This is a genomic window from Bradyrhizobium genomosp. III (genome assembly GCF_000261705.1).
In the GTDB taxonomy this organism is placed as follows: domain Bacteria; phylum Pseudomonadota; class Alphaproteobacteria; order Rhizobiales; family Xanthobacteraceae; genus Bradyrhizobium; species Bradyrhizobium ottawaense.
In genome coordinates this window covers 1-24,486 of record NZ_AJQF01000015.1, presented here as the reverse complement: position 1 = coordinate 24,486, position 24,486 = coordinate 1, and the positions used below count along the sequence as shown (strand labels likewise).

28 protein-coding genes and 1 pseudogene are annotated in these 24,486 nt (G+C 64.2%); 6 read left to right on the top strand and 23 right to left on the bottom strand.

From position 1 onward, the window contains the following. Positions 1-122: 122 nt before the first annotated feature. Positions 123-542: a nuclear transport factor 2 family protein gene (locus IC66_RS0100960; RefSeq protein ID WP_038946352.1), complete on the bottom strand. Its 420-nt coding sequence runs from the start codon at positions 540-542 to the stop codon at positions 123-125. 143 nt (positions 543-685) lie between these two features. Between IC66_RS0100960 and IC66_RS0100955 the strand changes: the two genes are divergently transcribed. Continuing rightward, the gene (locus tag IC66_RS0100955) at positions 686-1,927 is read left to right on the top strand and encodes an amidohydrolase family protein (protein ID WP_038946351.1); all 1,242 of its coding nucleotides are present in this window, start codon (positions 686-688) and stop codon (positions 1,925-1,927) included. A 205-nt stretch (positions 1,928-2,132) separates the two neighbouring features. Next, complete coding sequence (locus tag IC66_RS0100950; protein ID WP_038970964.1) at positions 2,133-2,480, top strand: hypothetical protein; 348 nt, start codon at positions 2,133-2,135, stop codon at positions 2,478-2,480. Here the strand turns inward: IC66_RS0100950 and IC66_RS0100945 are convergent. From IC66_RS0100945 to IC66_RS0100915, 7 genes are all read right to left on the bottom strand, one after another. Further along, positions 2,470-3,384 carry a DUF1932 domain-containing protein gene (locus IC66_RS0100945; RefSeq protein ID WP_038946347.1) on the bottom strand — a complete coding sequence of 305 codons (915 nt, stop codon included), beginning with the start codon at positions 3,382-3,384 and terminating at the stop codon, positions 2,470-2,472. The two genes, IC66_RS0100950 and IC66_RS0100945, sit on opposite strands and share 11 nt — an antisense overlap. Further along, the gene (locus tag IC66_RS0100940; protein ID WP_038946346.1) at positions 3,384-4,253 is read right to left on the bottom strand and encodes a hypothetical protein; all 870 of its coding nucleotides are present in this window, start codon (positions 4,251-4,253) and stop codon (positions 3,384-3,386) included. The genes IC66_RS0100945 and IC66_RS0100940 overlap by 1 nt, the downstream gene beginning before the upstream one ends. Before the next feature lie 21 nt (positions 4,254-4,274). After that, a complete protein-coding gene (locus IC66_RS0100935; protein ID WP_038946345.1) occupies positions 4,275-4,958 on the bottom strand; it encodes a 4-carboxy-4-hydroxy-2-oxoadipate aldolase/oxaloacetate decarboxylase in 684 nt (227 codons plus the stop codon). Then, complete coding sequence (locus tag IC66_RS0100930; protein ID WP_027517331.1) at positions 4,955-5,668, bottom strand: PIG-L deacetylase family protein; 714 nt, start codon at positions 5,666-5,668, stop codon at positions 4,955-4,957. Before IC66_RS0100930 ends, IC66_RS0100935 begins: the two co-directional genes overlap by 4 nt. Before the next feature lie 67 nt (positions 5,669-5,735). Further along, positions 5,736-6,803, bottom strand: coding sequence for a cation:dicarboxylate symporter family transporter (locus tag IC66_RS0100925; RefSeq protein WP_038946344.1), 1,068 nt, complete (start codon positions 6,801-6,803; stop codon positions 5,736-5,738). Beyond that, entirely contained in the window at positions 6,800-7,684 is an 885-nt protein-coding gene (locus tag IC66_RS0100920) for an amidohydrolase family protein (RefSeq protein WP_038946343.1), read from the bottom strand. The genes IC66_RS0100925 and IC66_RS0100920 overlap by 4 nt, the downstream gene beginning before the upstream one ends. 30 nt (positions 7,685-7,714) lie before the next feature. Further along, positions 7,715-8,425 carry a TetR/AcrR family transcriptional regulator gene (locus IC66_RS0100915; RefSeq protein ID WP_038946342.1) on the bottom strand — a complete coding sequence of 237 codons (711 nt, stop codon included), beginning with the start codon at positions 8,423-8,425 and terminating at the stop codon, positions 7,715-7,717. Between the two features lie 113 nt (positions 8,426-8,538). Between IC66_RS0100915 and IC66_RS0100910 the strand changes: the two genes are divergently transcribed. Beyond that, the gene (locus tag IC66_RS0100910) at positions 8,539-9,519 is read left to right on the top strand and encodes a tripartite tricarboxylate transporter substrate binding protein (protein WP_038946341.1); all 981 of its coding nucleotides are present in this window, start codon (positions 8,539-8,541) and stop codon (positions 9,517-9,519) included. A gap of 78 nt (positions 9,520-9,597) precedes the next feature. Here IC66_RS0100910 and IC66_RS0100905 read toward each other — a convergent pair whose 3' ends face one another. Next, complete coding sequence (locus tag IC66_RS0100905; RefSeq protein ID WP_028145224.1) at positions 9,598-10,737, bottom strand: mechanosensitive ion channel family protein; 1,140 nt, start codon at positions 10,735-10,737, stop codon at positions 9,598-9,600. Positions 10,738-10,865: 128 nt separating this feature from the next. On the opposite strand from IC66_RS0100905, the gene IC66_RS0100900 reads away from it, so the two are divergent. Beyond that, entirely contained in the window at positions 10,866-12,116 is a 1,251-nt protein-coding gene (locus IC66_RS0100900) for a DUF763 domain-containing protein (RefSeq protein ID WP_038946340.1), read from the top strand. A gap of 38 nt (positions 12,117-12,154) precedes the next feature. On the opposite strand, the gene IC66_RS0100895 is transcribed toward IC66_RS0100900, so the two are convergent. From IC66_RS0100895 to IC66_RS0100870, 6 genes are all read right to left on the bottom strand, one after another. Beyond that, positions 12,155-12,397 (bottom strand): hypothetical protein, encoded by a 243-nt coding sequence (locus tag IC66_RS0100895; RefSeq protein ID WP_038946338.1) that lies wholly within the window; start codon positions 12,395-12,397, stop codon positions 12,155-12,157. 82 nt (positions 12,398-12,479) lie between these two features. Then, the gene (locus tag IC66_RS0100890; RefSeq protein WP_028145227.1) at positions 12,480-12,680 is read right to left on the bottom strand and encodes a hypothetical protein; all 201 of its coding nucleotides are present in this window, start codon (positions 12,678-12,680) and stop codon (positions 12,480-12,482) included. A 13-nt stretch (positions 12,681-12,693) separates the two neighbouring features. Further along, positions 12,694-12,879, bottom strand: coding sequence for a hypothetical protein (locus IC66_RS0100885; RefSeq protein WP_028145228.1), 186 nt, complete (start codon positions 12,877-12,879; stop codon positions 12,694-12,696). A 141-nt stretch (positions 12,880-13,020) separates the two neighbouring features. Continuing rightward, positions 13,021-14,289, bottom strand: a complete 1,269-nt coding sequence (locus IC66_RS0100880; protein WP_038946336.1) for a cytochrome P450 — start codon at positions 14,287-14,289, stop codon at positions 13,021-13,023. 90 nt (positions 14,290-14,379) lie between these two features. Then, positions 14,380-14,706, bottom strand: coding sequence for a hypothetical protein (locus IC66_RS0100875; RefSeq protein WP_018320980.1), 327 nt, complete (start codon positions 14,704-14,706; stop codon positions 14,380-14,382). A gap of 105 nt (positions 14,707-14,811) precedes the next feature. Further along, positions 14,812-15,585 (bottom strand): ferredoxin--NADP reductase, encoded by a 774-nt coding sequence (locus tag IC66_RS0100870; protein ID WP_038946334.1) that lies wholly within the window; start codon positions 15,583-15,585, stop codon positions 14,812-14,814. Between the two features lie 157 nt (positions 15,586-15,742). Here IC66_RS0100870 and IC66_RS0100865 point away from each other — a divergent pair, with 157 nt between their 5' ends. After that, a complete protein-coding gene (locus IC66_RS0100865; RefSeq protein ID WP_038946333.1) occupies positions 15,743-16,939 on the top strand; it encodes an amidohydrolase family protein in 1,197 nt (398 codons plus the stop codon). 118 nt (positions 16,940-17,057) lie between these two features. Further along, entirely contained in the window at positions 17,058-17,747 is a 690-nt protein-coding gene (locus IC66_RS0100860) for a hypothetical protein (RefSeq protein WP_038946332.1), read from the top strand. A gap of 10 nt (positions 17,748-17,757) precedes the next feature. Here IC66_RS0100860 and IC66_RS0100855 read toward each other — a convergent pair whose 3' ends face one another. The 8 genes and pseudogenes from IC66_RS0100855 to IC66_RS48105 form a co-directional block, all read right to left on the bottom strand. Further along, entirely contained in the window at positions 17,758-18,144 is a 387-nt protein-coding gene (locus tag IC66_RS0100855; RefSeq protein WP_038946331.1) for a hypothetical protein, read from the bottom strand. A gap of 161 nt (positions 18,145-18,305) precedes the next feature. Beyond that, a complete protein-coding gene (locus tag IC66_RS0100850; RefSeq protein WP_028145235.1) occupies positions 18,306-18,761 on the bottom strand; it encodes a MarR family winged helix-turn-helix transcriptional regulator in 456 nt (151 codons plus the stop codon). Between the two features lie 25 nt (positions 18,762-18,786). Then, positions 18,787-19,491: an ABC transporter ATP-binding protein gene (locus IC66_RS0100845; RefSeq protein ID WP_028145236.1), complete on the bottom strand. Its 705-nt coding sequence runs from the start codon at positions 19,489-19,491 to the stop codon at positions 18,787-18,789. Beyond that, positions 19,488-20,279: an ABC transporter ATP-binding protein gene (locus tag IC66_RS0100840; protein ID WP_038946330.1), complete on the bottom strand. Its 792-nt coding sequence runs from the start codon at positions 20,277-20,279 to the stop codon at positions 19,488-19,490. Before IC66_RS0100840 ends, IC66_RS0100845 begins: the two co-directional genes overlap by 4 nt. After that, positions 20,276-22,165 carry an ABC transporter permease gene (locus IC66_RS0100835; RefSeq protein ID WP_038946329.1) on the bottom strand — a complete coding sequence of 630 codons (1,890 nt, stop codon included), beginning with the start codon at positions 22,163-22,165 and terminating at the stop codon, positions 20,276-20,278. The genes IC66_RS0100840 and IC66_RS0100835 overlap by 4 nt, the downstream gene beginning before the upstream one ends. 147 nt (positions 22,166-22,312) lie before the next feature. Next, on the bottom strand, positions 22,313-23,515 hold the full coding sequence (locus IC66_RS0100830) for an ABC transporter substrate-binding protein (RefSeq protein WP_028145239.1): 1,203 nt from the start codon (positions 23,513-23,515) through the stop codon (positions 22,313-22,315). Positions 23,516-23,594: 79 nt separating this feature from the next. Beyond that, positions 23,595-24,179 carry an amino acid synthesis family protein gene (locus tag IC66_RS0100825; protein WP_038946328.1) on the bottom strand — a complete coding sequence of 195 codons (585 nt, stop codon included), beginning with the start codon at positions 24,177-24,179 and terminating at the stop codon, positions 23,595-23,597. Positions 24,180-24,194: 15 nt separating this feature from the next. Then, positions 24,195-24,486, bottom strand: a pseudogene (locus IC66_RS48105) (UPF0280 family protein); the annotation flags it as partial.

Here is a 24,486-nt window from a genome sequence, read left to right as displayed (position 1 = left end):
CGCAATCGCGGAACTTGATAGCGCAGGGGCGCGACGGCCGCCAGACAGGCTAGCGCCTATCAGCTATCGCAGCTTTCGATATGACGAGCGGCCGTTCGGCTCCGCCTGTGGCGTGACGGACCTTACGCGTCGATGCCGCGCTGGACCAGGATGCGCTCGGCGCTATCGTTCCAGACATCCATCCTGGTGATCTTGCCATTGCGCACAACGAAGCGGTCGACGTAACGGTTGCCCTCGAACGGGGTCCCATCCTTCCATTCGCCGTAGAGCGTGCCGACGCTGTAAACCACGGTCTCGCCGTCGCCGGGGCAGACGTCGAACCGGTCCATCTTCTTCTTGACCCAGCGGTAGCGCTTGGCGTTGAAGCCGGTCGGGCCGCGCGGATGATCGAACTCGCGCCCGCCGGTGAAGGTGATCACGGTGCCCGGCGCCATATAGGTCGCCGCAGCGTCGGGATCGGGAATCATCGATGCCGTGAGATAGGCCTCCACGATCGCGGCGTCGGACAAATGAGCAGTTTCGGCTCTGGCGGCAACGGACATGGCAGGCTCTCCCCGGTTCGCGAGATACTACCGCCACGGTCACGGAATCCATGCATATATTTTGAACATTTGCCTCGCTACACTGCCGACAATCTGGAGCCGCCGATCCCCGCTGATTGCTCGAAATTCCGTCCGTAAGAACCATGATCACCCAGCCCGCCTTCGACCTGATCTTCCGTAACGCGCTGTTGCGGTCATCCGCCGCGCCCGTCGACATCGGCGTGAAAGCCGGCCGGATCGCCGCGATCGCGCCAAAGCTCGCCTGCGAAGCGGTCGAGGTCGATATCGGCGGTCACCTCGCCCTGCCCGGCTTCGTCGACACCCACATCCATCTCGACAAGGCCTGCCTGCTCGACCGCTGCGGCCACGATCACGGCAGTCTCAGTGACGCCATCCGAGCCGTATCGGCGATGAAACGCGACTTCACCGTCGAGGACGTCTACGCCCGCGGCGCCAAGGTGCTCGAACGCGCGATCGTGCACGGCACGACGCACATGCGCACGCATGTGGAAATCGATCCGCGGATCGGCCTGCGCAGCTTCGAGGCGGTGAAGGCGCTGAAGCGCGACTATGCGTGGGCCCTCGACCTGTCGCTCTGCGTGTTCCCGCAGGAGGGGCTCACCAACGATCCCGGAGCCGAGGAGCTGCTGGTCCGGGCGCTACGCGACGGCGGCGAGACGATCGGCGGCTGTCCCTATACCGACACCGATCCGACCGCGCATGTTGCGCGCATCTTCGACCTCGCCCAGGAATTCGACGTCGACGTCGACCTCCATCTGGATTTCGATCTCGATCCCTCCTGGTGGCATCTCGACGAGGTCTGCCGCCAGACCGAGCGGCGCAACTATCACGGCCGCGTCGCGATCGGCCATGCGACAAAGCTCTCGGCATTGCCGCCCGAACGGATGAAGGCTGCCACCGCACAACTGGCAAGAGCCGGCGTCGCCGTCACCGTGCTGCCCGCGACCGATCTCTATCTCATGGGGCGCGAAGCCACCCACAACGCTCCGCGCGGGCTGACCCTCGCCCACAAGCTCGCGGGCGACGGCGTGGTTTGCTCGGTCGCGACCAACAACGTCCTCAATCCCTTCACCCCGTTTGGCGACGCCTCATTGCTGCGGATGGCGAACTTCTACGCCAATGTCGCACACGCTTCGGTCGGGGATTTCGACACCTGCCTCGATCTCGTGACCGAGCTGCCCGCGCGGCTGATGAACCTCGACGATTACGGCATCAAGGTCGGCAATCCCGCCGATCTCATCGTGCTTGATACGCAAGACAGCCGCTTCGCCATCGCCGAGCTGCCCGACGTCATGATGGGCTTCAAGGAGGGCCGACAGACGTTTGCACGGCAGCGGCCCACTCTGTTCCGGCCTGGGGCCTGAACGCGTTTCCGGTCGACTCTCCAACGGTAAAATCGTCGGGAACACGGCTGATCGTCGGACCGTTTCGTACCGATTCACGGCCGATACGTCCCCAGATCCGAGCCCGGTAGAATCCCGGACCGTAGCTGTGCGCATTGCGCAACGGGTCGTCCGGATCATACTAAGGGGACGCACTGAACGAGCTGTTCAGTGGGGAAGTATGTATATGTTCAGCGCATTCAGTAGCATCGATTATCGCTCCATTCGGGCCAACTCGCCGGCTGAAACCGCCGTCAAGCGACTGAATGGTATTGGCGAAGTCCTATCTGGCCTCGATATCTCGGCGATCCACACGCAGGACGACATGACCCGCGCGCTCTGGACGCTGGATACCGCCGACAAGTGCATCCGCATGATTCTCACCGAGTTCCGCACCGCGCCCGCCAAGGAGCAAGTCGTCCGCGAGGCCAAGCGCCTGGTCGACCTGATCGAGCTCGCCCGTGACGAAATCTCGAACTATCGCGACAGCGACAGGGTTTTGAGCTCAACCCACGCGTTCGGCGTCAGCGTTTGATCTTGCTCAGGATTCGATCTGCCTCGGTACGCCAATCAGCGCTGCGCGCGAACTCCGCCGTGCCCCTGACGCCGAACAGACCTTCATCAGCAAGGTCAGCCACCCAGGCCTGACGCTCTGCCGTGCCCTGCGCGGACCATGGTGTCAGTCCCGCCTCACGCACGGTCTCGGCGACCTCACGCACCTCCTCGGCGCGCCGGCGACCGTGCTCGATCACGCGCTGGAAGAAATAGGCGCCCTGCTTCTCCCAGTTGATCCCGGGGAACGTCTCCGCGAGCGAGGCCAACACCGCATCCTCGACCCCATAGGCACGCGCGGTCGTAAAACTCTCGATGACCATCGCCTCCAGGCCCTTGATCAAGATGCTGCGGCACATCTTCACCGCGGAGGACACGCCGAGCTTGTCGCTCGCGACCTTGGCGGCAAAGCCGATGGTGTTGAGCAGCGGCTCGATCTCTCTCGCGCCGGGGCCGCCGAGCAGCAGCGGCACCTTGATGCGATACGGCGGCACCGAGGTCATCACCGCACCCTCGACATAGCGGCCGCCTCCGCCGTCGATCAGCGCAGCAGCGCGCTGCTTGGCGCCCGGAGAGGCCGAATTGAAATCAAGGAACCAGTTACCCTGGTTGATCGCAGCGGCGCAGGCCTTCGCCACCGGCACGGCCTGGCTGGCGGTGACCGCGGAGATGATGAAGTCCGATTTCGCCGTCAACTCGGCGTGCGAGGCCGCAAGCGCCACACCGTGTTTCGCCGCATGCTCCTTCAGCGGCGCGCCCTGCTCGCCCCCGAGCTTGATGTCATAAGCCGAGACCTTGATGTCCTGCTGGCGCAAATCCTCGGCCAAGATTTTGCCGACTTCGCCGTAGCCAACCAGCCCGATCTGCCATCGTTTCGGATCCACCATCAGTTCAATCCTCGTGTCGTCTCGTCGAACAGCTCCTCGACAGCATAGCGGCGCGGGATCAGCGCCTGCTGGAATGCGTAGTCGACGATCAGCTCCAGCGGCTTCCGGTTGGCCTCGATCCCGAACGGGACAAGGTCAGGCGTTGCCACTGCTCCCGCCTGCTCCTTGTTCCGCTTGAGCAGATCATAAACGCCCACAACGACGTCGGGCCGCGATTTCGCAAGTTGCTCGGTCACGACCACGAGGTGATTGACCGGGACGACGCCGCGCCTCGCGTACCATCTGGCGGCCTCCGCGGCTGGATCGGAGAAGAGCGGCTTCAGCTTGGGATTGTCACAGGTCTCGCCGAGGACGGCGTCGAGCTCACCGTCGAGCAGCATCTGCAGGATCTTCTTGTCCTTCGGGGCGCGCTCGGTGGTGTCGACATATTCGGCCACGTGCGGATCCTCGAAGGTGATCCAGCGGATCGTGTCGAGATTGACGCCATAGTCGTTGGCGAGGATGCCCCTGATCCAGGCGCCGGTCGTGGTCGTGAACGAGCGGATGCCGACGCGCTTGCCTTCGAGATCGGACGGCCCGAGCATTCCCCGTGCGGGATTGTACAGCGCATAGGAATGCTGGAAGCGCCCGAGCATGGTCGCCGGCAGCAGCACCAGCGGCTTGCCGTGCGCCTTCGCCATCAGATAGGTGACGATCGCCATCTCGCAGACCTCGAAGGCCTGCTCCCGCACCATCGGCTTGAACGCGGTGTTGGTCGGCGTGTACGCGATGAAGTCGAGATCGAAAAGATCGGAGCGGAGTTCGCCGCCCTTCACCGCCTGCACGTGGGGGTGGCTACCGAGCACGGCCTTCAGCTTGAGACGATCCATCCACCCGCTCCCACCGTTGCTCTAGACATCCTCGGTATTGTCGACATAGACGAGCCCGGCCTTCGCCAGCGCTTCGCGCATGCCGTACATGTCGAGGCCCAGTTCGCCCAAGGCAAGGCGCGTGCGCTTGCCGCCCTCGTCCGCGTTGCGCTTCCTCGCCTTCTCGGCGACCTCGGCGGCATAGCGCTTCGGGACCACCACGACGCCATCGTCATCGGCGACGACGATATCGCCGGGGTCGACATTGACGCCGGCGCAAACGACGGAGACGTTGACCGAGCCGAGCGTCGCCTTGACTGTGCCCTTGGCCGACACCGCACGCGACCACACCGGAAACTCCATCTCGTGCAGCGCTTTGACGTCGCGGCAACCGGCATCGATGATCAACCCCTGCACGCCACGTGCCTGCAGCGAGGTCGCCAGCAATTCGCCGAACATGCCGTCGGTATTGTCGGTGGTGCAGCCGACGACGAGGATGTCGCCCTTTTTGCACTGCTCGACCGCGACATGGATCATCCAATTGTCGCCGGGCTGCGCCAGCACCGTGACGGCGGGCCCCGCAATCGACGCACCAGACCAGACCGGACGCAGATAGGGCTTCATCAGGCCGATGCGGCCGTAAGCCTCGTGCACGGTCGAAACACCGTACTCGGCCATGTCGGCGGGATCGGCCCGCTCAATGTTGCGAACGACGACCGGCTTCATGCCAGCTCCTCCGCAACCGTCGGGAACAGGCGCTGATAGGCCTCGCCATAAGTCATGGGCACGCCGGTGTTGCGGCTGCCCTGAATACCACGGTTGAGCGCGACCCGCTCGTAATAGCCCCAGAGGTGTTTTTGCGCAGCGAGAATCTGGAACGCCTCGTACTTCTCCTTCCAGACCTCGTCGATCTTGAGGAGCAGATCCGGCTTGTAATTGCACTGCTCTGGCTGATGCGGCTCGAACAGGAACACCGGCGGCGCCGAATATTTGTACTGCGCGCCGGGCTTGTGACCCATCGCCTGCGCGACCACGCGGGTCTCCTGCGCGAAATGCGCCGCGTTGGGATGGTCGAAATTATAGGGGTCTTCCAGCGCGTGGGTCAGCACGAAACTGGGATTAAGCTCGCGATAGATGTCGACCATGCGGTCGAAATGCGCCTCGGTGAGCTTGAGAGGATAATCGCCGCAATCGAAGAACTCGATCTCCGCGCCGAGCAGTTTTGCCGCGCGCTCCGCTTCGTCCTTGCGGCCGGCCTTGACCGATTCCAGCGTCGCGCCCTTCTCCTTCCAGGCGAACTGGCTCTCGCCGCGCTCGCCAAAGGACATGCAGACGATCTTCATGCGATAGCCCTTCTTCGCATGCAGCGCGATCGCGCCGCCGGCGCGCCAGACGAAATCGCCGGGATGGGCGGTGATGACCAGACCTGTCTTCATGGGAGAAACTCCCCTCTCTTGTTCGTAACCATCATAGGCCGCCTGCGTCACGCCGGAAGCCACTTCATCAGATTGCAGCGGCCACTTGTTCCTCGCCGTCGAGCACGCGCCTCAGGCGCTCGCCGTCGAGCGCGCCTTCCCATTTGGCAATCGCGATGGTCGCGACCGCGTTTCCGATCAGGTTGGTCGGCGTCAAGCCCTGCGACATCAGGCGATGGATGCCGAGCACCAGCGCAACGCTCGTCACCGGGATGGTGCCGGTCGCCGACAGCGTCGCCGCGAGCACGACGAAGGCGGCGCCGGCGATCCCCGCCGCCCCCTTGGAGGTCACCAGCAGGATCAGCAAGAGCTCGATCTGCTCGGCCAGCCCGAACGGCGTGTTGGTTGCCTGCGCCAGGAACACCGAGGCCGCCGCGAGGTAGAGGCAGGTGCCGTCGAGATTGAAGGAATAGCCCGTCGGGATGACGAGCCCGACCACGCTCTTCTCGCAGCCCGCTTTCTCCAGCTTGGTCAGCATCCGCGGCAGCACCGTCTCCGACGATGTCGTGGCTATGCAGATCAACAGCTCTTCCCAGATGTAGCGGATCAGCTTGAGCAATGAGAAGCCGCAGAGCCGCGCCACCGGGCCGAGCGCCACGACGATGAAGACCACACAGGTGAGATAGAAGCCTCCGAGCAGCTTGCCGAGCGAGGCCAGCGATCCCACGCCGAACTTGCCGACCGTAAAGGCGATGGCACCGAAGGCACCGATCGGCGCCGCACACATCACGAAACCGACGGCGGGATCGATGTTCATGCCGACGCCGGGCTTGAGCAGGTTGATCGCGATGAGACCGATGATCAGCGCGATCGTGGTCATGATCTCGAAATAGACGATCGCCTTCACGGCGACGCGCCCGACCCGCGCCATGTCGGCCATATGGGCGATGCCGTGCACGACGGTGCAGAAGATGATCGGCGCGATCAGCATCCGGATCGCCTTGATGAAGGCATCCCCCAGCGGCTGCATCTTGGCGCCCGCCTCGGGACTGGCGATCCCAAGCGCGATGCCGGCGGCCATGGCGATGAGCACCTGGATCCAGAGCTCCCTCCACCAGGGCCGCCCGCGCGGCTTGTCGATTGCAAGCACGGTCATCGGTCGAACTCGAACAGGCGCGCCGGATTGTCGACAAGGATCTTCTGCTGGAACTCGGGTTCGGGCGCGAACAGCGGAATCAGGTCGACGAGGTCGCCGTCATTCGGCATCACCTTGACGTTAGGATGCGGCCAGTCAGTGCCCCAGATGACGCGATCCGGCGCGGTCTCGACGATCTTTCGCGCGAACGGCACCGCATCGGTAAAGGGCGGACCGCTGGAGGACACCCGCTCCGAGCCGCAGATCTTGACCCAGCATTTCTCGTCGCACTGCATCAGCTCGATCAGGATCCTGAAGGGAAGCTGATCGAGCCCCTGCGCCGCCTTCACACGGCCCATATGGTCGATGGTGTAGCCAAGCGGCAGCCTGGTCAGCATGTCGGCATATTCAGGCAAATCGATCGCATCGAAGTGCAGATCGATGTGCCAGCCAAGCGGCGTGACCATCGCGATGATACGGTCGAACACGCGCTTGTCGGGCACGCCGCCGAGATGGCGGACGAAATTGAAGCGGCAGCCGCGGAAGCCACCTTCGTGCAGCACACGGAGCTCGCGCTCGGTGATGCTGTCGTCGATATTGGCGACCGCACGGTAGGCGCCATTGCTCTCAGCGATCGCATCGAGCGCCACACTGTTGTCGGTGCCGTGCACGCTGGCATTGACGATGACCGCACGCTCCACGCCGAGCTTGGCATGCAACGCCCCGAAATCCTCCAGCGGCGCGTCCGGCGGCGTGTAGGACCGGTCAGGCGCATAAGGGTATTTCGCACCGGGCCCGAAGATGTGGCAATGCGCGTCGCATGACAGCTTCGGCAGCTTGAACTTGGGCGTGCGCGTGTTCGGATCGGGCGGCGGAATGGTGGGCGTGTACATCATCGTCATCACTTCAACCGTCGGGCGAGACGGCTTCTTTCAAGTCCTGCTGCTGACGACCGGCCGCCGCCGCGACGGCGCGACATGATCGAGCGGCGGCGCCTGGAAGGAGGCAACCGTGGCCTGCACCAGCTGCTCGATAGCGCTGGCGGCATCGCCGCCATCGGCTTCGCCGCGCGACAGGCGCGAGACGCGATCGGGCGTCACCAGCGAGTAATAAAGTGCGCCTAGCAGGAAGTGACTGCGCCAGACAATGTCGGTGCGCGGAATGTGCGGCAGGCTCTCGTGGACCGCATCGATGAAGGCGTGGCTGGTGTCGTCAAATGTCTGCGCGATGATTTTTCGCGCGACCTCGTTGCCTTCGGCCGACATCACGGCGCGCAGCCGCGTGAAGCGCGCACCGCCGCCGGCAAGATCGCTGCCTGAGGTGAAAGCCGGCACGACATAGGCGCGCACCACCGCCTCCAGCCGGTCCTGGAGATCACGCACGCGCCTCGCGGCGGCGAGCAGTTCCGAACGGCGCAAATTCATCGGCCCGCAATGGCGCCGGTAGATCTCCAGCAGCAGGCCGTCCTTGGTCTTGAAATGATAGGTGACGCTGCCTGGATTGGCTCCGGCAGCCTGCGCGATGTCGCGCACCGAGATGGCATTGAAGCCGTTGGTGGCGAACAGCTCCTCGGCCGCGGCGAGGATCGCCTCGCGCATGTTCGGCTTGCGGGCCGTTTCCTTGCTGGTGGGTTTGCGTACCATGTGATTTGTACTATCGTACAAAAGATCAGGTCTCGTCAACAAAAACCATGGGCGGCATCCAGACGACCCGAAGACCGATGCAAGGATGCGCGCCCGCAAGGAGTGCTGGGAAAATGCTGGGTTTTAACAAGACAATCGGCGGATTGATGCTGGGCGCCGGTTTACTGCTGGCGGGCAGCGCCGCGCAGGCCGCCGACAATTATCCGAGCAAGCCGGTTCACATCCTCGTGCCCTACGCGGCCGGCGGCGCGGTCGATGTGCTCGCGCGCACGCTGGGCCAGGCGCTGGCGAAGTCTTGGGGGCAGCAGCCGGTGGTCGACAATCGTCCAGGCGCCGGCGGGATCGTCGCCTCGCAGGCGCTGACACAGGCCGCGCCCGACGGCTACACGCTGATCCTGGTCGCGAGCGGCCATCCGCTCAACCAGTTCATCTATCCGAGCGTGCCCTACGACACGTTTAGGGATTTTACCGCAATCACCGAAGTCGCCTCCTCACCGCTCGCGATCGTCGTGGCCAAGGACAGCCCCTACAAGACGCTCGGAGATCTCCTCGCTGCGGCGAAGAAGGAGCCGGACAAGCTCTCCTACGGCATGTCCGGCAATGGCACCTCGGCGCACCTGGCCGGCGAACTGTTGAAACACATGTCCGGCAGCAAAATCGTCGCGATTCCCTACAAGGGCGGCGCGCCGGCGCTGACCGCCGTGATCGCAGGCGAAATCCCGCTCAGCATCAATCCGCTTGCGGAAGCGATCGGTCAGCTCGAAGGCGGTCCGGTGCGCGCACTCGCGGTGACCTCGGCCGAACGCTCCAAGGCGCTACCTGACGTCCCGACCGTCGCAGAATCCGGCGTCGCCGGTTACGACGTTTCGGTGTGGTGGGGCGTGCTTGGTCCGGCAAAAATGCCGCCGGAGATCGTGGCGAAGCTCGAAACCGATCTGAAGGCAGCGCTTCAGGACCCGAACGTGCTGTCGACGCTCGGCAAGATCGGCGCCGCTCCGGTCGGCTCCTCTGCCAAGGAGTTTGACGCCTACATGCACGCCGAGGCAACCAAATGGGAGCCGGTGCTGAAGGCGGCCAACATCCGCGCGCAGTGAGCAGCAGCAGGCGGCCTTGCGCGGCGCGGTCAGGACTTCGCGCGCGTAGCAAGCCTCGGCTCAGCAACAAGGGCCTGTTCAGTTGTGGGCCCTCGCCCGCATCTTCTCCGGCGTAACGGGCCGTAGGAAATCGGCATCATCGTCGGTCGACGGGATCAGGATCGCGCGCTCGCGCGGCAGCGCCTCCGGCATCTCGTCGCGGATGAAGGCCACGAGCTTTTCCCTGATCTCGCAGCGCAGGTCCCACGACTGCGGCGCGTTTCTCGCGCTGACCAGCGCGCGGAGCTCGATGGTCCGCGAGTCCGCGTCGATCACCTGGAGATTGACCACGGCACCATCCCAGAGCTTGGACTGTTTCACGGCGTCCTCCAGCCAACGCCGGATGCGCGGGACGTCGGCACGATAGTCGACGTGGAGCGCGATCACGCCGATCAGGGATGCGGTGTCGCGGGTCCAGTTCTGGAACGGCTTCTCGATGAAATAGGACAACGGCACCACCATGCGGCGCCAGTCCCACAGCCGGATCACGACATAGGTCGAGGCGATATCCTCCACCCAGCCCCATTCGTTCTCGATGATCACGGCATCCTCGATGCGGATCGGCTGCGTGATCGCGATCTGCAGGCCTGCGATCAGGTTGCTGAGCAGCGGCCGGGCGGCAAGGCCGACGATGATGCCGGCCGCGCCGGCGGAGGCGAACAGGCTGACGCCATATTGCCTCACCGAATCGAACGTCATCAGCGCGGTGGACACCGTGATGACGACGATGATGGTGTCGGTGACGCGCTTGAACACGCGAACTTGCGTCACGTGCTTGCGCGCGACGAAATTCTCGCTGACGTCGCGGAAATTCTGCAGATAGCGCGCCGCGCTCATGTCCACGATCCGGATCGAGATCCAGCCGATCAGGGCAATGACGGCCACGACGAACAGGCGCATCAGCGGCGTGCGGATCATGTCGTCGAGCGGGGCAAGCGGCAGGACCAATGCGACGGCCGCCAGGCAAAGCGCCAGCTGGGCCGGGCCGGCGGTGCGGTCGATGAATACGCTCAGGAGCGGAAGGCGGGTTCCGAAGGCGCGCGCGAGCAGCCATACGGCGAGCCGGTAGACGAACAGCGCAAGCAAGATCGCGCCGACAACCAGGCCGAGGCCGACAAACCACGACGGTATCCAGCCGAACATCCTGTCGATGTCAGCCATCAGGGCCTGCAAATTCATCGATTGTCCCCGTCATTGCATTCGCATAGCCCGCTCAACGCCTCCCGGCCGGCTTCGCTCCCCTCTCTCGTGCAACGCAGCATTCCGCAGATGCAACCGTCGCCGAACTGCGCTAATTTGTGAGCACCATGACCAGACGTACCGGCAGCGCCGATCTTCCCTTGCACACCGGACGGGTTCCGCCGTGGCTCGCGAGCCGCATGGCTTCGCTGGGATCGATCGTCACGCAGGCGATCGTGCATCATTACGGCCGCGATGCGTTTCTCCAGCGGCTGTCCCATCCATTCTGGTTCCAGTCATTCGGCGCCGTGATGGGAATGGACTGGCACTCCTCCGGCATCACGACATCCGTGATCGGCGCACTGAAGCGCGGGCTCGGGCCGCTCCAGGACGAGCTTGGCATCTATGTCTGCGGCGGCCGCGGCCAGCATTCGCGCAAGACGCCGGACGAGTTGATGCAGCTCGGCGACCGCGTTGGATTCGACGGCGCAAAGCTCACCCGCGCCAGCCGCCTGGTGGCGAAGGTCGACAGCGCGGCCGTGCAGGACGGCTTCGACCTCTATCTCCACGGCTTCTTCGTGACCGCCGACGGCAAATGGACGGTGGTGCAGCAGGGCATGAACGGCGACAAGCGGCAGGCCCGCCGCTATCACTGGCATTCCGAGGCGCTGAAGAGCTTTGTCGATACGCCGCACAGCGCGATCGACGGCCCGCAGCAAGGCGAGATCGTCAATCTCACCGACCACCGCGCCGATATCTCGCGGAGCGCGCAGCTCGAGCTCCTCAACGATCTCGGCCCCGATCGAATCCTCACTGAATTCGAGCGGCTCACCGGGCCTGCGCCCGAGCCTGCGCAGGCCATGCTGCCGCATCTGATCATGCCCGCGCATCACGATGTCCGGCCGAAGGATGTGTTCGCGCGGCGCCTGCACGGCACCCTCGCCGCAGCCGCCGAACGCGGCCCGGTCGATTTCCCGGAGCTGCTGCTGACGCCCGGCGTCGGCGCGCGCACCGTGCGCTCGCTGGCGATGGTCGCCGAGGTCGTGCACGGCGCGCCCTATCGCTTCAGGGATCCCGCGCGTTTCTCGCTCGCCCATGGCGGCAAGGACCGGCATCCCTACCCTGTGCCGATCAAGGTCTATGACGAGACCATCCGCGTGCTGAAGGGCGCGATCCAGAACGCCAAGCTCGGGCGTGATGAAGAGATGCAGGCGATGAAGCGGCTAGATGATCAGGCACGGCGGCTGGAACGCACCGCGCACGGCCCGTCGGTCGAGACCTACATCGCCGGCGAGCGCGCGGCGTCACCCGACCTCGACGGCCGCTCCGTCTTCGGCTGGGAGCGCGATCTCGTGCCGACAAAAAAGCGGACCGGCTGAAGACCGGTCCGCAAGTTTCAGCGGGAGGAACGGCTCTCTCAGGTCTCGTCAGTCTCCGGCGTCTCGTCGAGCCGGTTGGCTGCATGATCCTGATACTGTTCGGTCTGAATGGACTTGCCGTCCATGCCGCGAATGTCCGAATGCTGGGCCTTGTCGCGGTTGGACAGGACCATGTTATCGCCGATCTTGTCCTTGGGCACTTCGGTCAATGCACCGGCGCCGTCGCCCTTGCCATGCATGCCGGATCTGAAGTGCGTCTTGCTGCCGTGCCCACTTGGCATCAGTCTCTCCTCTTGCAGTGATCGCCCGTTGAAAGCTCGGTACTCCCGTTGCACCGGCGTCGGTCGCGGCGGCCGCTGTGGTCTATCTGCCGCCGCCCTTGCCGGCCGCATCGTGGCGGTGATGGGAATCCTGCTCGCCTCCACCACCGGAGACGCGGCTGTGGCTTCGCTGTTCATCGTCCGCAGGCGGCTTCTTCACCTCCAGCGGCGCCTTCGCGTTCTCATGCGATGCTCCGGGGCCGCCCTGACGAATGCTGCTGGGTGTCTTGGTGGATGTCGACATGAATGTCGCCTCCTCAACGGTCTTGCTGGTGTCCCTGATTGGTCGTGTTCTGCTTGATGTTGCCTTGTTGGCCCTGTTGGTCCGGATTTTCCGCGCGCTGCTGGCCGCGCGGAGTCTGATCGGCCGACGTTTGCTTAGTGTCGCCAGTTCCCTTCCGGCTCTGATTGTCCGGCGGAACATTCGGCATTTTGCTGGTCATGATCCAACCTCTCTGAGAGATGGGAATCCCTGGACACGCAACTGTTCCTTCGCATGCCATCAGGTCCCGGTGGACAACAGCAAGCGCCACAGGCTGTTCCGAGCAGATCATGGTCAGCGACGATTTGCCGAAGAGAGAGCCTCACTCCGCCCGAACGGGAGAACGATCAGCCATCGCCGGCGCCGCAGCGGTAAATGTTCCGTGGACCGCGGCCGTGACAGGAAGCTTCGCAATCATGCGAATCCCCGGCCGCTTGCGCCAATGGATCTGCGAGGGATCGACGGCCAGACCAAGTTTCGGCCAGCGCACGAACAGCGCTTCCAGCGCGCAGGCCGCCTCGATGCGCGCCAGCTGATGGCCGAGGCAGAAATGGATTCCTGTCCCGAACGAGAGGTGACGGTTCGGCTTGCGCTCGAGATCGAGGCTTTCGGGACGATCATGCATCGCCGGATCCATGTTTGCGGCGGCGAGCATCACCATGACACGGTCGCCCTTCTTCAAACGCACGCCTTCGACCTCGACGTCCCGCCGCACATAGCGCGGTTTTGAAAATTGCACCGGAGAGACGAAACGCAAGAACTCTTCCACCGCAAGCCCGGCGCGGCTCCAGTCCTGTTCCAGCCAATCGTGAAGGCCGGGATTCCTGAGCAGCTCGTAGGCGGAACCGCTGATGAGATGCGTGGTCGTCTCGGAGCCGGCTGCAAGCAGCAGAAACACCATCGAGACCATTTCATCCGGCGTGATCTGAGCACCCTCGCGCTCGACCTGGACCAGTTCGGCGATCAGGCCTTCACCGCCCTGCACGCGCGCGGCCTGCAATTGCTGCTCGAGGTAGGCCCGCATCTTGCGAAAGGCCCACAGCAATCGACAGAAGCTGACGACATTCGTCAGCGAGGACATCGCGTTGCCCCAGGCGATGAATTTGGGCCGGTCGGCCAGAGGCAATCCCAGAAGCTCGGAGATCACTGCGAGCGGCAGGATGCGCGCGTAGCGCTGGACCAGATCTGCTGGCCGTCCCTCCGCGAACAGCTCGTCGGCCAAGCCGTCGGCAATGGCACGGATGCGCGGCTCCATCGCGACGATGGCACGACGGCGAAAGGCCTCGTCCACGATGCTGCGGAGCCTCGTGTGATCCGGCTCGTCCATCGTCAGCATGTTGTTGGCGATGGTCCTGACGAAGCTCGGCATCCACCAGCGCAGACTCGCGACGTCGCCATCCTCCTTGCGCAGCGTGAAGGTGGCGCCGTCTTTCAGCACCTGTGCCGTCGCGTCATGGGTCGTGGTGATCCAGACATTGCCGACCAGGGGAAATCGCGTCGCGACGAGAGGACCGGACATGCGCAACGCTGCGATCGCCTTGGGCGGATCACGAAAGAAGGCCTCGCTTGTGAAATCGAGGCGCGCTGTCATGGGATCACCGGAGTGATTGTTGGCGTCTCACCCAAATGGTATGGGCGGGCCAACGCGCAAGGGTCGGAACTGGCGCGAGGAGACGAAGACCTATCCACGCCCGGGCGAGCGCTGGCCGGTCTTGCGCTGCTGCTGGTTGGTATAGGCGTCCCAATGGCTCCAGCTGCCGTTGCTGAGGCTCTGCATGTCGGTGCCGAGCGGACGGCGCGTGCGCTTGTCGTGATCGGCGATCACGCGCTCGGACTGGGCGATCTTGCGCTTGAGTTCCGCGATCGCCTTCTGGGTCTGGCCGTTCCGCTTCGAGGAGGCGATCTCACCCATCGTGAAGCGCGCGGTCTCCAGCGCCTTCAACTCGGCGCGGTTCTTCTTCAACTGGACCCGGTGCCAGGCGATGTTGCTGTCGCTGTCCGCAACCATGTGGGAACTCCGCTGATTCGTTCCCACAGTGTATCAAGCGCCGAATCGGCGCCGCAACGGGCCCGACGCGGCGAAAATGCGGTCTTCTCAAGCAAGAATTGCGTGTTAGCGCTCGGCAAAGGCCTTTTCGACCACGAATTGGGCCGGCTCGCCGTGATTGCCCTCGACAAAGCCGCGCTCTCCCAGGAGCACGCGGGTATCAGCGACCAGTGCCGGGCTGCCGCAAATCATGACGCGGTCGTGGGCAGCCTCCAGCGCCGGCAGGCCAATATCGGCGAACAGCTTGCCCGTGGTGATGAGGTCGGTGATGCGGCCGCGGTTGCGGAAGGGATCGCGCGTCACGGTCGGATAATAGATCAGCTGATTCTGAATGTACTCGCCGATCAGTTCGTCCTTCGGCAGCGTCTCGGTGATCATCTCGCCATAGGCGAGCTCCCTGACATGCCGGCAGCCGTGCAACAGCACGACCTTCTCGAACCGCTCGTAGGTCTCGGGGTCCTTGATCACGCTCAGGAACGGCGCAAGGCCCGTGCCGGTGCCGATGAGGTAGAGGTTGCGCCCCTCCTCCAAATTGTCGATCACCAGCGTGCCGGTGGCCTTGCGGCTGACGATGATCTCGTCGCCTTCCCTCAAATGCTGGAGCCGCGAGGTCAGCGGACCGTCCGGCACCTTGATCGAGAAGAACTCGAGCGTGTCCTCGTAATTGGCGCTGGCGACGCTGTAGGCCCGCAGCAGCGGCTTCTCGCCGACCTTGAGCCCGATCATGGTGAATTCGCCGTTGCGGAAGCGGAAGGTCGGGCTGCGGGTGGTCTTGAAGGAGAACAGCGTATCGGTCCAGTGGTGGACGCTCAAAACACTTTCCTGATTGAAATTGCTCATCTCACCTTCCCTGTCGCGTCCAATGCGGTTCCGAGGCGGGCAGCTATGCGTCGTTTGTACACGATCATTCGTATACTAATGAATAATCCTGCTTGATCCCGCGGTCAAGGCTGCCCAAGATCGAAAGCGTTGCAGTTAGGAATAAGGAGCCCCTTCCATGGCGCATGACGCACCCCAGGCCGCCGGACCCTCGAAGCTCGTGATCCGGAACATCGGCCTGATCCTGTCCGGCGCCCTGGAAAAGCCGATCCTGGATGGCGACACGATCGTCGCCGAGAACGGCAAGATCACCGCGATCGGCCGCTTCAAGGACGTCGACATCGAAGGCGCGACCACCATTGTCGACGCCCAGGGCACCACGGTGGCGCCGGGCCTGATCGACAGCCACGTCCACCCCGTTGCGGGCGACTGGACGCCGCGACAGAACCAGATCAATTGGATCGACAGCTATCTGCATGGCGGCGTCACCACCATGATCTCGGCCGGCGAGGTTCACATGCCGGGCCGCCCCCGCGACGTCGTCGGCCTGAAGGCGATGGCCATCTTCGCCCAGCGCGCGTTCTGGACCTTGCGTCCGGGCGGCGTGAAGGTTCACGCCGGCGCGCCGGTGATCGAATGCGAGATGGTCGAGGAGGACTTCAAGGAGCTGGCCGCCGCCGGCGTCAAGCTGCTTGGCGAGGTCGGCCTCGGCGGCGTCAAGGACGGTCCCACCGCACGCAAGATGGTCGGCTGGGCACGCAAATACGGCATCCAGAGCACCATCCACACCGGCGGCCCCTCGATCCCCGGCTCCGGCCTGATCGACAAGGACGTCGTGCTGGAGGCCGACACCGACGTGGTCGGCCACATCAATGGCGGCCACACCGCCCTTCCCGACGACCAGATCCGCTGCATCTGCGAGGGCTGCAAGCGCGGTCTCGAGCTGGTGCATAACGGCAATGAGCGCTCCGCTCTGTTCACGCTGCGCACCGCGCGCGAGATGGGTGATCTGCACCGGGTCATCCTCGGCACCGACGCGCCCGCCGGCTCCGGCGTGCAGCCGCTCGGCATTTTGCGCATGGTCTCGATGCTGTCCTCGCTCGGCGAGCTGCCGGCCGAGATCGCCTTTTGTCTCGCCACCGGCAACACCGCCCGGATGCGCGAACTCGATTGCGGCCTCATTGAAGTGGGACGTTCCGCCGACTTCGTCATCATGGACAAGGCCCAGCACTCGCCCGGCAAGAACATCCTGGAGAGCGTCCAGCTCGGCGATCTCCCGGGCATCGGCATGACCATCATTGACGGCATCGTGCGGACGCAACGCAGCCGCAACACCCCGCCGGCGGGCAAGGTGCCGGAGGTGGTGGCGAAGTGACGCAGCCGGAGCGGCACACTGCTCCGCACCTCCCTCGATGGCGTTGAACAAGTCTGCGACCTGCTGCGTCTAACGCAGGCAGCCCCCGGTGGCGGCATTTCATTGCTGGACCATCGACATGAAGAACTCATCGCGAATAGCCCTCGGCGTTGCTGGCGCGGTGGCGGGCTATGTCGCGATCTTTGTGCTGTTTTCCCTGTTCGATTTCGGCAACCGCGCGGACCCGATCACCTCGGGTCTGTTGGGACTGTTCGTCTACTCCCCCATCGGCGCGATCGCCGGCGCGGTGTTTGCCAACTGGCTGGTGACGCGTTCAGGCGAGGACGCAGGCAATGGCAGCGTCGGGCGCAACAGCCTGAAGTCCCTCGGCGTCGTCGTCCTGCTCTGCGTCGCCGGGATCGGCCTCTACATCGCCTACGCCTATGCGACGGCGACGCCCTGGCTCAACCGGAACGGCGGCAATCCCCTGCTCGTATTCGAGGTGCGTTTTCCGGCCGGGGTCACGGTGCCGACATCAGCCCAGGGCATCACCATCGAATTGCAGACCAACCTCAACACGATGCCGGGCGAAGTGACCCCGGCCGCCTTCTATCGTGACGGCGACCAGCCCGTCATCGCAGGCGAAGTCGAGCTCGCGTTTCGAACCTCGCACCGGCAGCTCGCCGTCAATATCGAGGGCCAGCCGAGCCGAACCTACCCGATCGACTTGACGGCCCGGGCGCCGCATACGCCGGAGTTCGGGACCTGGCGGCGGCTCGCCGACGGCAGCGAAATCCGCTACCGCGCCAAATGGCCGGGCAAGACATAAGCGTTCGAGATCAGCGCTTCTTCGCGATCTCGCAACGCACATAGGTCTGGCGCTTGGCCTGCCCGACCGGTCCGTTGTCCATCACCAGCTTGCCGTCGGTTGCGATGGAGACCCGGGGATTGGAGCGAAACTTCTCGCCCTCGCCTTCGCAGGCGAGCTTCATCTTCCAGCCGAGCTTTCCGTCGGCGGTGATCTCGCCGGCGCGGCAGCGCGTCTCGTACCAGTAGAGGCGGTTGCCGCCTTCGATGCTCATGCGGTTGGGGCTGTCGTCGTCGCGGCAGTCCTTTTTGGTAGACGCCCAGAAGCCTTCGTAGGGCTGCGCGGCAAAGGCAGGCGCACTGCCCGCCAGCGCCGCACCGAGAGTGAGGAGCATTACAAATTTCGTGGCGACTCTCATGAATAAAGACCTCGACAGACCCTTCATCGGGATTAGTCGCCAGTCCTCGCACCTTGTTCAACTGCCGTAGCGTGGGCAAAGCGAAGCGTGCCCACCATTGAGAAGTCGTGGGCACGGCGCTTCGCGCCTTTGCCCACCCTACGAGACCGTCTTCGGCACCCTCACCGCAGCTTGTTCAACAACGCCATCAGCATCTCGCGCTCCCTGGGCTCGAGCGGCGCCAGCGTCTCGCGGGTGATGGCCAGCGCGTTCGGCGCGACCTTCTCCGAAAGCTGCTGACCGGCGCGCGTCAGGCTGACAAGGAGCCGCCGACCGTCCTCGGGATCCTGGCTGGTCTCGGTCAACCCGCGCGCCGTGAGCCGATCGATCACGCCCTTGATGGTCGCGACGTCCATCGCCGTCAGCCGGCCGAGCTGGTTTTGCGAGCACGGCCCGGTCTCGGCGAGTTTCGACAATGCCGCCCACTGCGTCGGCGTCAGATTGGTGCCGATATCGCGGGAGAAGATCGAGCTGTGGCGCTGCCAGACCTGGCGCAGGATGAAACCGACCTGCTCGTCGAGCACGTAAGGCGGTTTTCCCGGTTTGACGCTCTTCTTGGCCGTGACGCTTCTCGCCATCCGCTCGCTGCCCCTCCCTTTGCGTTCACAACGACAGATGCGCGTCGCGGATATCCGGACGCGCATCGAGCTCGGCCATGGTGCCGCCGAAGCAGATGCGGCCGCGCTCGATGATGTAGGCGCGATCCGAAATCAGCCGCGCGAAATGCAGATTCTGCTCGGAGACGACGATGCTGACGCCCTCCTTCTTCATGGTCAGGATGGCGTCGACCATCTGCTCCACGATCTTCGGCGACAGACCTTCCGAGGGCTCGTCCAGCAGCACCAGCGACGGATTGCCCATCAGCGTCCGCGCAATCGTCAGCATCTGCTGCTCGCCGCCGCTCATGCGCCCGCCGGGACGGTTCTTCATCTCGCCGAGATTTGGAAACAGCGCGAACAGCTTTTCGCGTGTCCAATGCGGCGCGTTCGGACGCTTGGGCTGCCTGCCCACTTCGAGATTCTCCTCGACGGTCAGGTCGGTGAATATCCGGCGCTCCTCCGGCACATAGCCGAGCCCCTCGCGCACGATCTCGTGGGTCGGCTTGGCCGAGACGTCCTTGCCCTCGAACATGATGCGGCCGGTTCGTTGCGCGACCAGGCCGACGATCGAGCGAAACGTCGTCGACTTGCCGGCACCGTTGCGCCCGAGCAGCGCAACCACCTCGCCCTCGCCGACCTCGAAGCCGATGTCGAACAGGATATGCGCCGGGCCATAATGGCTGTTGAGGCCCTCGACGGTGAGCTTCATATTGATGCTCCGTCGCGATGGCGGGCATCGTAGACCAGGCCCTCGCCGAGATAGACCGCCTGCACCTGCGGATTGCCGCGCACCTCGGCCGGCGTGCCCTCGGCGATCAGCGTCCCTCGATTCAGCACGATGATGCGGTCGGCATGCTCGAACACCACGTCCATGTCGTGCTCGGTGAAGAGCACGCCGATCGATTTCTCCCGCGCGATGCTCGCGGTCAGCCGCATCAGGTCGACGCGTTCGCGCGGCGCCATGCCGGCGGTCGGCTCGTCCATCAACAGCAGCTTGGGCTGGTTGGCGAGCGCCACCGCAAGCTCGAGCCGCTTGAGGTCGCCATAGGCAAGCTCGCCGCAGGGCCGATCGGCATAGCCGCCCATGCCGACCAGCTCGAGCAGACGGCCGGCCTCGCCGCGGTCGAACTTCGGCGCCGAGCCGAACAGATTGAACAGCTGCCTCTCGTGCGAGATCAGCGCGACCTGCACGTTCTCGCGCACGGTCATGGTGGCGAAGGTCGCGGTAATCTGGAAGGTACGCCCGACACCCATGCGCCAGATCTCGCGCGGCTTCTTCCCGGTGGTCTCTTCGCCGAGCAGACGGACTTGCCCGGTATCAGGCTTGTTCTGGCCGTTGAGCATGTCGAAGCAGGTGCTCTTGCCGGCGCCGTTCGGCCCGATCAGCGCCAAAATCTCGCCGGCGCGCAGCGAGAACGAGACGCCGCGCACGGCATGGATGCCGCCATAGGATTTGGTCAGACCTTCGACCGCAAGAAGTGGGGGTGCAACACTCATTCGGCAGACTCGATCGGCTTGGCGAGCAAAGGTGATCCCGGCGGCGACGCCTTCCTGCGACGCTGCGCCAGCATCTCCAGCATGCCGACAATGCCCTTGGGGAAGACGACGACGATCAGAACGATGAAACCGCCGAGCACGAGTTTCGACAAATCGGTCTGGCTGACCAGCCAGATGTTCAAGGCCTTGTAGACGATGGCGCCGATCACCGCGCCGGACACCGTCTCGACACCGCCGAGCAGCACCATCACCAGCGCATCGACCGAGAGCGAGATGCCGAGATTGTCAGGGAAGACGCTGCCCTTGAGGTAGGCGAACAGCGCGCCGCCGATGCCGGCGGTCGTGCCTGCGATCACGAAGGCGGTCCACTGGATGCGCTTGGCATTGATGCCGATCGCTTCCGTGCGCAGGAGCGAGTCGCGCGTGGCACGGAGCGCGTAGCCGAACGGCGAGAATACCATGGCCCGCAGCGCGATGGTCACCAGCGCCGCAACGCCGAGCGCCAGCCAATAGAAGTGCGACGGGCTAGCCGCCCATTTTTCCGGCCAGACGCCCAAGATGCCGTTGTCACCGCCGGTGACACTCACCCACTGGAACGCGATCGACCACACGATCTGCGCGAAAGCGAGCGTCAGCATCGCAAAGTAGACGCCGGAGAGCTGCACGGCGAAGAAGCCGAACACGGCCGCGCCCATGCAGCCGAGCAGCGGCCCGAGCAACAGGCACACGATCATCGGCAACCCCGCCATCTTGGCGAGGAAAGCGACGCCGTAGGCACCGAGCCCGAAATAGGCGGCATGGCCGAAGGACGCGAGCCCGCCGACCGACATCAGGAAGTGGAGGCTGACGGCAAAGATCACGAAGATCGCGATCTCCGAGCCGACGGTCAGCGCATAGTTGCCGGCGAACAGCGGCAGCGTCGCTGCGATCACGAGCGCGGCAAGCGCTGCAAGTCGCTCGTTCGACGTCAGCGGGCGCCAGGGATTGACGGTGAGCCCCGGCGTCTTGCGCGCGGGGGCCTCCGGTTTGCCGAACAGACCCCAAGGTCGTACGATCAGCACCACCGCCATCACCAGGAAGACCAGGATGATGGAAATCTTCGGGAAGATCAGGATGCCGAAGGCATTGAGCTCGGAGACCAGCACCGCGGCGACGAACGCGCCGACGATGCTGCCGAGGCCACCGATCACGACCACGACGAAGACTTCGACGATGATGCGCAGATCCATGGCGTGATGCACGGCATCCCGCGGGATCTGAAGCGCGCCGCCCAGCGCGGCGAGGAAGACGCCGACCGCGAACACCGACGTAAACAGCCATTTCTGATTGACGCCGAGCGCTGCGACCATGTCGCGGTCCTGCGTCGCCGCGCGCACCAGGACGCCCCAGCGCGTGCGCTGGAACAGCAGCCAGAGAATGCCGAGCACGACGGGCCCGAGCACGATCAGGAACAGATCGTAGCTCGGGATGTTCTGGCCGAAGAAATCGATGGCCCCCTTGAATCCGGGCGCACGACGGCCGACGAGATCGTCAGGCCCCCAGATCAGGACGACGAGATCCTCGACCATCAAGGTCAGGCCGAAGGTCGCAAGCAGCTGGAACAGCTCGGGGGCGTGATAGATGCGGCGGAGCAGCACCATCTCGACCAGCACACCGATCAGCGCCACAGCAATCGCGGCCAGCACGATACTGCCCCAGAAGCCAAATGCGCCCGACAGGCGCTCCGTCAGCGTGAAGGCAATGTAGGCGCCGATCATGTAGAAGGCGCCATGCGCGAAATTCACGATCCGCGTCACGCCGAAGATGATCGACAGGCCCGAGGCCACCAGGAACAGCGACGCCGCGCTGGCGAGACCGGTCAGAAACTGTACGACGTAAAAGGCCATCGGCGGTCCGGGTTCGGGGAACTCGTAGGGTGGGTTAGCGCAGCGTAACCCACCACCTTTTCTCGTGTGGCACCGAAAGAGGTGGGTTACGCCGAGCAGATACGCTTTGCGCATCTGCAGGGCTAACCCACCCTACGGCAGCGGGGATCAATCCTTCGGACGCAGCTTCTCGACTTCGGCATCGCTGGGCAGATAGTCCGAGCCCTTCTTGTAGGACGAATCCACCATCACGCCCTTGCCGTCCTTCAGCGCAGTCTTGCCGACAAAGGCACCGAGCGTCGACTGATGGTCGATCTTGCGGAAGGTGATCTCGCCGAATGGCGAGGGCATCGACAGCCCCTCTGCCGCTGTGATCAGCTTCTCCGGATCAGTCGAGCCCGCCTTCGCCAGGATCGCGGCGGCCGCCTTGATGGTCTGGTAGCCAACGATCGAGCCGAGGCGCGGATAGTCGTTGTACTTGGCCTGGTACGCCTTCAGGAACGCGTCGTGCTCGGGCGTCTTGATCGAGTACCAGGGGTAACCGGTGACGATCCAGCCCTCGGGCGTCTCGTCCTTGAGCGGATCGAGATATTCCGGCTCGCCGGTCAGGAAAGAGACAACCTCGCGCCCCTTGAACAGGCCGCGGGTATTGCCTTCGCGCACGAGCTTGACGAGGTCGGCACCGAAGGTGACGTTGAGGATCGCTTCGGGATTGGCGGCGGCAACAGCCTGTACCACGGGGCCCGCGTCGATTTTGCCCTGCGGGGGCCATTGTTCGTCGACCCACTGGATGTCAGGCCGCTTCTCCGACATCAGCTTCTTGAACACGGCAACCGCGGACTGGCCGTATTCATAGTTCGGGGCGATCGTCGCCCAGCGCTTGGCGGGCAGCTTGGCGGCTGCTTCCACCAGCATCGCCGCTTGCATGTAGTTGGAAGGGCGCAGACGGAAGGTGTATTTGTTGCCCTTCGACCAGGTGACGGCATCGGTCAGCGGCTCGGCCGCGAGGAAAAACACCTTCTTCTGGTTGGCGAAGTCGCTGACGGCGAGGCCGATGTTCGACAGGAATGTACCCGTCAGCATCGCGACGCCCTCGCTCGACACCAGCTCATTCGCCGCAGTCTGCGCGTCCGCCGGCTTGCCGCCGTCGTCCTTCGAGATCACGACCAGCTTCTTGCCATTGATGCCGCCGGCCGCGTTGATCTCTTCGACCGCGAGCTGCCAGCCCTTGCGATAGGGTTCGGTGAACGCCGGCAGCAGCGAATAGCTGTTGATCTCGCCGATCTTGATGTCCTGCGCCAGGGCCGAATGAGCCATGCCGCCCGCCAGAAGCGCAAAGGCCGCGCCGACGAAGTAATTTCTTGCTCGCATCCCAACCTCCAGTTTTTGAGTTCTATGTCTCGATCACGATCTTGCCGGAGAAGCTGTGCCCGCATCTCCGGATCATGCCTTATCTCAGACCGTCCTCGCCCTTTACTTCCGCGACCGTGAGCCCGCCGACGCGCGGCAGCGGACGGCCGCTGTCGGTGACGGCGACCGCGACCATGATCTCGTTGGCGCGCGGCGCGTCGTTGATCTGCACCTCCATGCCGTCGAAATGGCTGCGCACGAACGCGGCGTCCTTGTGCCCGAGCGGAATGTCGAGCGTCGTGCCCGGCCCGCTGCGCTTCTTCGACGAGGGGATCAGCGCCGCGCCCTTGCTCAGAACTTTCCGCACCGGCGCGCCCATCTTGGGGTGGAGGATCGCGGCGGCATGCTCCAGCTCGCCGTTCTCGCCGACAGCGGCAGCCTTGCCGTAGCTCTGCGCCTTCGCGCCATCGATGCCGAGCGCCGCCACGGCGCGCTTCGACAAGAGCTCACCGAGCTCTTCCCCGATCGCGATCAGCGGCGAGAGGTCCTCGACATATTGTCCGGCAAAGGGATTTTCGATCACGGCGATCGCAGCCGCGCGCCGGGTCGGCGGCGAGACCTGGCGGCCCATCTCCATCTGCGTCTCTTCGACGACGGTGACGATCTTGCGGATGATCGCGATCATGTTTCACTTCCCTGTTCAGGCACAGACGGCGTTCTCCGGCAGATGCGGGCGCGTTCGTTGCTCTTCTATATCCTTAGCTCCGATGACAAGCATATCACCACAAAGCTGCAAGACGGCACCCTCGATCAATCCGCGATCGAACAATTGGCGTGCACATTCCGCGCCAGATTCGAGCGTTGTCCCGACCTCGTCCTGCGACAACTCGCCGACGTCGCGGGTGACGAGGCGCGAGCCGAGATCGCTGTCGGGCTGAAGCTCGTTTGCAGGCGTTCGGATGATGGCGGGATGCCCGGGCAGGTCGACGGCA

Bases quoted from the DNA above. Each gene is read 5' to 3' on its own strand.
- IC66_RS0100960 (WP_038946352.1), bottom strand. From the start codon at position 542: ATGTCCGTTGCCGCCAGAGCCGAAACTGCTCATTTGTCCGACGCCGCG.
- IC66_RS0100955 (WP_038946351.1), top strand. From the start codon at position 686: ATGATCACCCAGCCCGCCTTCGACCTGATCTTCCGTAACGCGCTGTTG.
- IC66_RS0100950 (WP_038970964.1), top strand. From the start codon at position 2,133: ATGTTCAGCGCATTCAGTAGCATCGATTATCGCTCCATTCGGGCCAAC.
- IC66_RS0100945 (WP_038946347.1), bottom strand. From the start codon at position 3,384: ATGGTGGATCCGAAACGATGGCAGATCGGGCTGGTTGGCTACGGCGAA.
- IC66_RS0100940 (WP_038946346.1), bottom strand. From the start codon at position 4,253: ATGGATCGTCTCAAGCTGAAGGCCGTGCTCGGTAGCCACCCCCACGTG.
- IC66_RS0100935 (WP_038946345.1), bottom strand. From the start codon at position 4,958: ATGAAGCCGGTCGTCGTTCGCAACATTGAGCGGGCCGATCCCGCCGAC.
- IC66_RS0100930 (WP_027517331.1), bottom strand. From the start codon at position 5,668: ATGAAGACAGGTCTGGTCATCACCGCCCATCCCGGCGATTTCGTCTGG.
- IC66_RS0100925 (WP_038946344.1), bottom strand. From the start codon at position 6,803: ATGACCGTGCTTGCAATCGACAAGCCGCGCGGGCGGCCCTGGTGGAGG.
- IC66_RS0100920 (WP_038946343.1), bottom strand. From the start codon at position 7,684: ATGACGATGATGTACACGCCCACCATTCCGCCGCCCGATCCGAACACG.
- IC66_RS0100915 (WP_038946342.1), bottom strand. From the start codon at position 8,425: ATGGTACGCAAACCCACCAGCAAGGAAACGGCCCGCAAGCCGAACATG.
- IC66_RS0100910 (WP_038946341.1), top strand. From the start codon at position 8,539: ATGCTGGGTTTTAACAAGACAATCGGCGGATTGATGCTGGGCGCCGGT.
- IC66_RS0100905 (WP_028145224.1), bottom strand. From the start codon at position 10,737: ATGAATTTGCAGGCCCTGATGGCTGACATCGACAGGATGTTCGGCTGG.
- IC66_RS0100900 (WP_038946340.1), top strand. From the start codon at position 10,866: ATGACCAGACGTACCGGCAGCGCCGATCTTCCCTTGCACACCGGACGG.
- IC66_RS0100895 (WP_038946338.1), bottom strand. From the start codon at position 12,397: ATGCCAAGTGGGCACGGCAGCAAGACGCACTTCAGATCCGGCATGCAT.
- IC66_RS0100890 (WP_028145227.1), bottom strand. From the start codon at position 12,680: ATGTCGACATCCACCAAGACACCCAGCAGCATTCGTCAGGGCGGCCCC.
- IC66_RS0100885 (WP_028145228.1), bottom strand. From the start codon at position 12,879: ATGACCAGCAAAATGCCGAATGTTCCGCCGGACAATCAGAGCCGGAAG.
- IC66_RS0100880 (WP_038946336.1), bottom strand. From the start codon at position 14,289: ATGACAGCGCGCCTCGATTTCACAAGCGAGGCCTTCTTTCGTGATCCG.
- IC66_RS0100875 (WP_018320980.1), bottom strand. From the start codon at position 14,706: ATGGTTGCGGACAGCGACAGCAACATCGCCTGGCACCGGGTCCAGTTG.
- IC66_RS0100870 (WP_038946334.1), bottom strand. From the start codon at position 15,585: ATGAGCAATTTCAATCAGGAAAGTGTTTTGAGCGTCCACCACTGGACC.
- IC66_RS0100865 (WP_038946333.1), top strand. From the start codon at position 15,743: ATGGCGCATGACGCACCCCAGGCCGCCGGACCCTCGAAGCTCGTGATC.
- IC66_RS0100860 (WP_038946332.1), top strand. From the start codon at position 17,058: ATGAAGAACTCATCGCGAATAGCCCTCGGCGTTGCTGGCGCGGTGGCG.
- IC66_RS0100855 (WP_038946331.1), bottom strand. From the start codon at position 18,144: ATGAGAGTCGCCACGAAATTTGTAATGCTCCTCACTCTCGGTGCGGCG.
- IC66_RS0100850 (WP_028145235.1), bottom strand. From the start codon at position 18,761: ATGGCGAGAAGCGTCACGGCCAAGAAGAGCGTCAAACCGGGAAAACCG.
- IC66_RS0100845 (WP_028145236.1), bottom strand. From the start codon at position 19,491: ATGAAGCTCACCGTCGAGGGCCTCAACAGCCATTATGGCCCGGCGCAT.
- IC66_RS0100840 (WP_038946330.1), bottom strand. From the start codon at position 20,279: ATGAGTGTTGCACCCCCACTTCTTGCGGTCGAAGGTCTGACCAAATCC.
- IC66_RS0100835 (WP_038946329.1), bottom strand. From the start codon at position 22,165: ATGGCCTTTTACGTCGTACAGTTTCTGACCGGTCTCGCCAGCGCGGCG.
- IC66_RS0100830 (WP_028145239.1), bottom strand. From the start codon at position 23,515: ATGCGAGCAAGAAATTACTTCGTCGGCGCGGCCTTTGCGCTTCTGGCG.
- IC66_RS0100825 (WP_038946328.1), bottom strand. From the start codon at position 24,179: ATGATCGCGATCATCCGCAAGATCGTCACCGTCGTCGAAGAGACGCAG.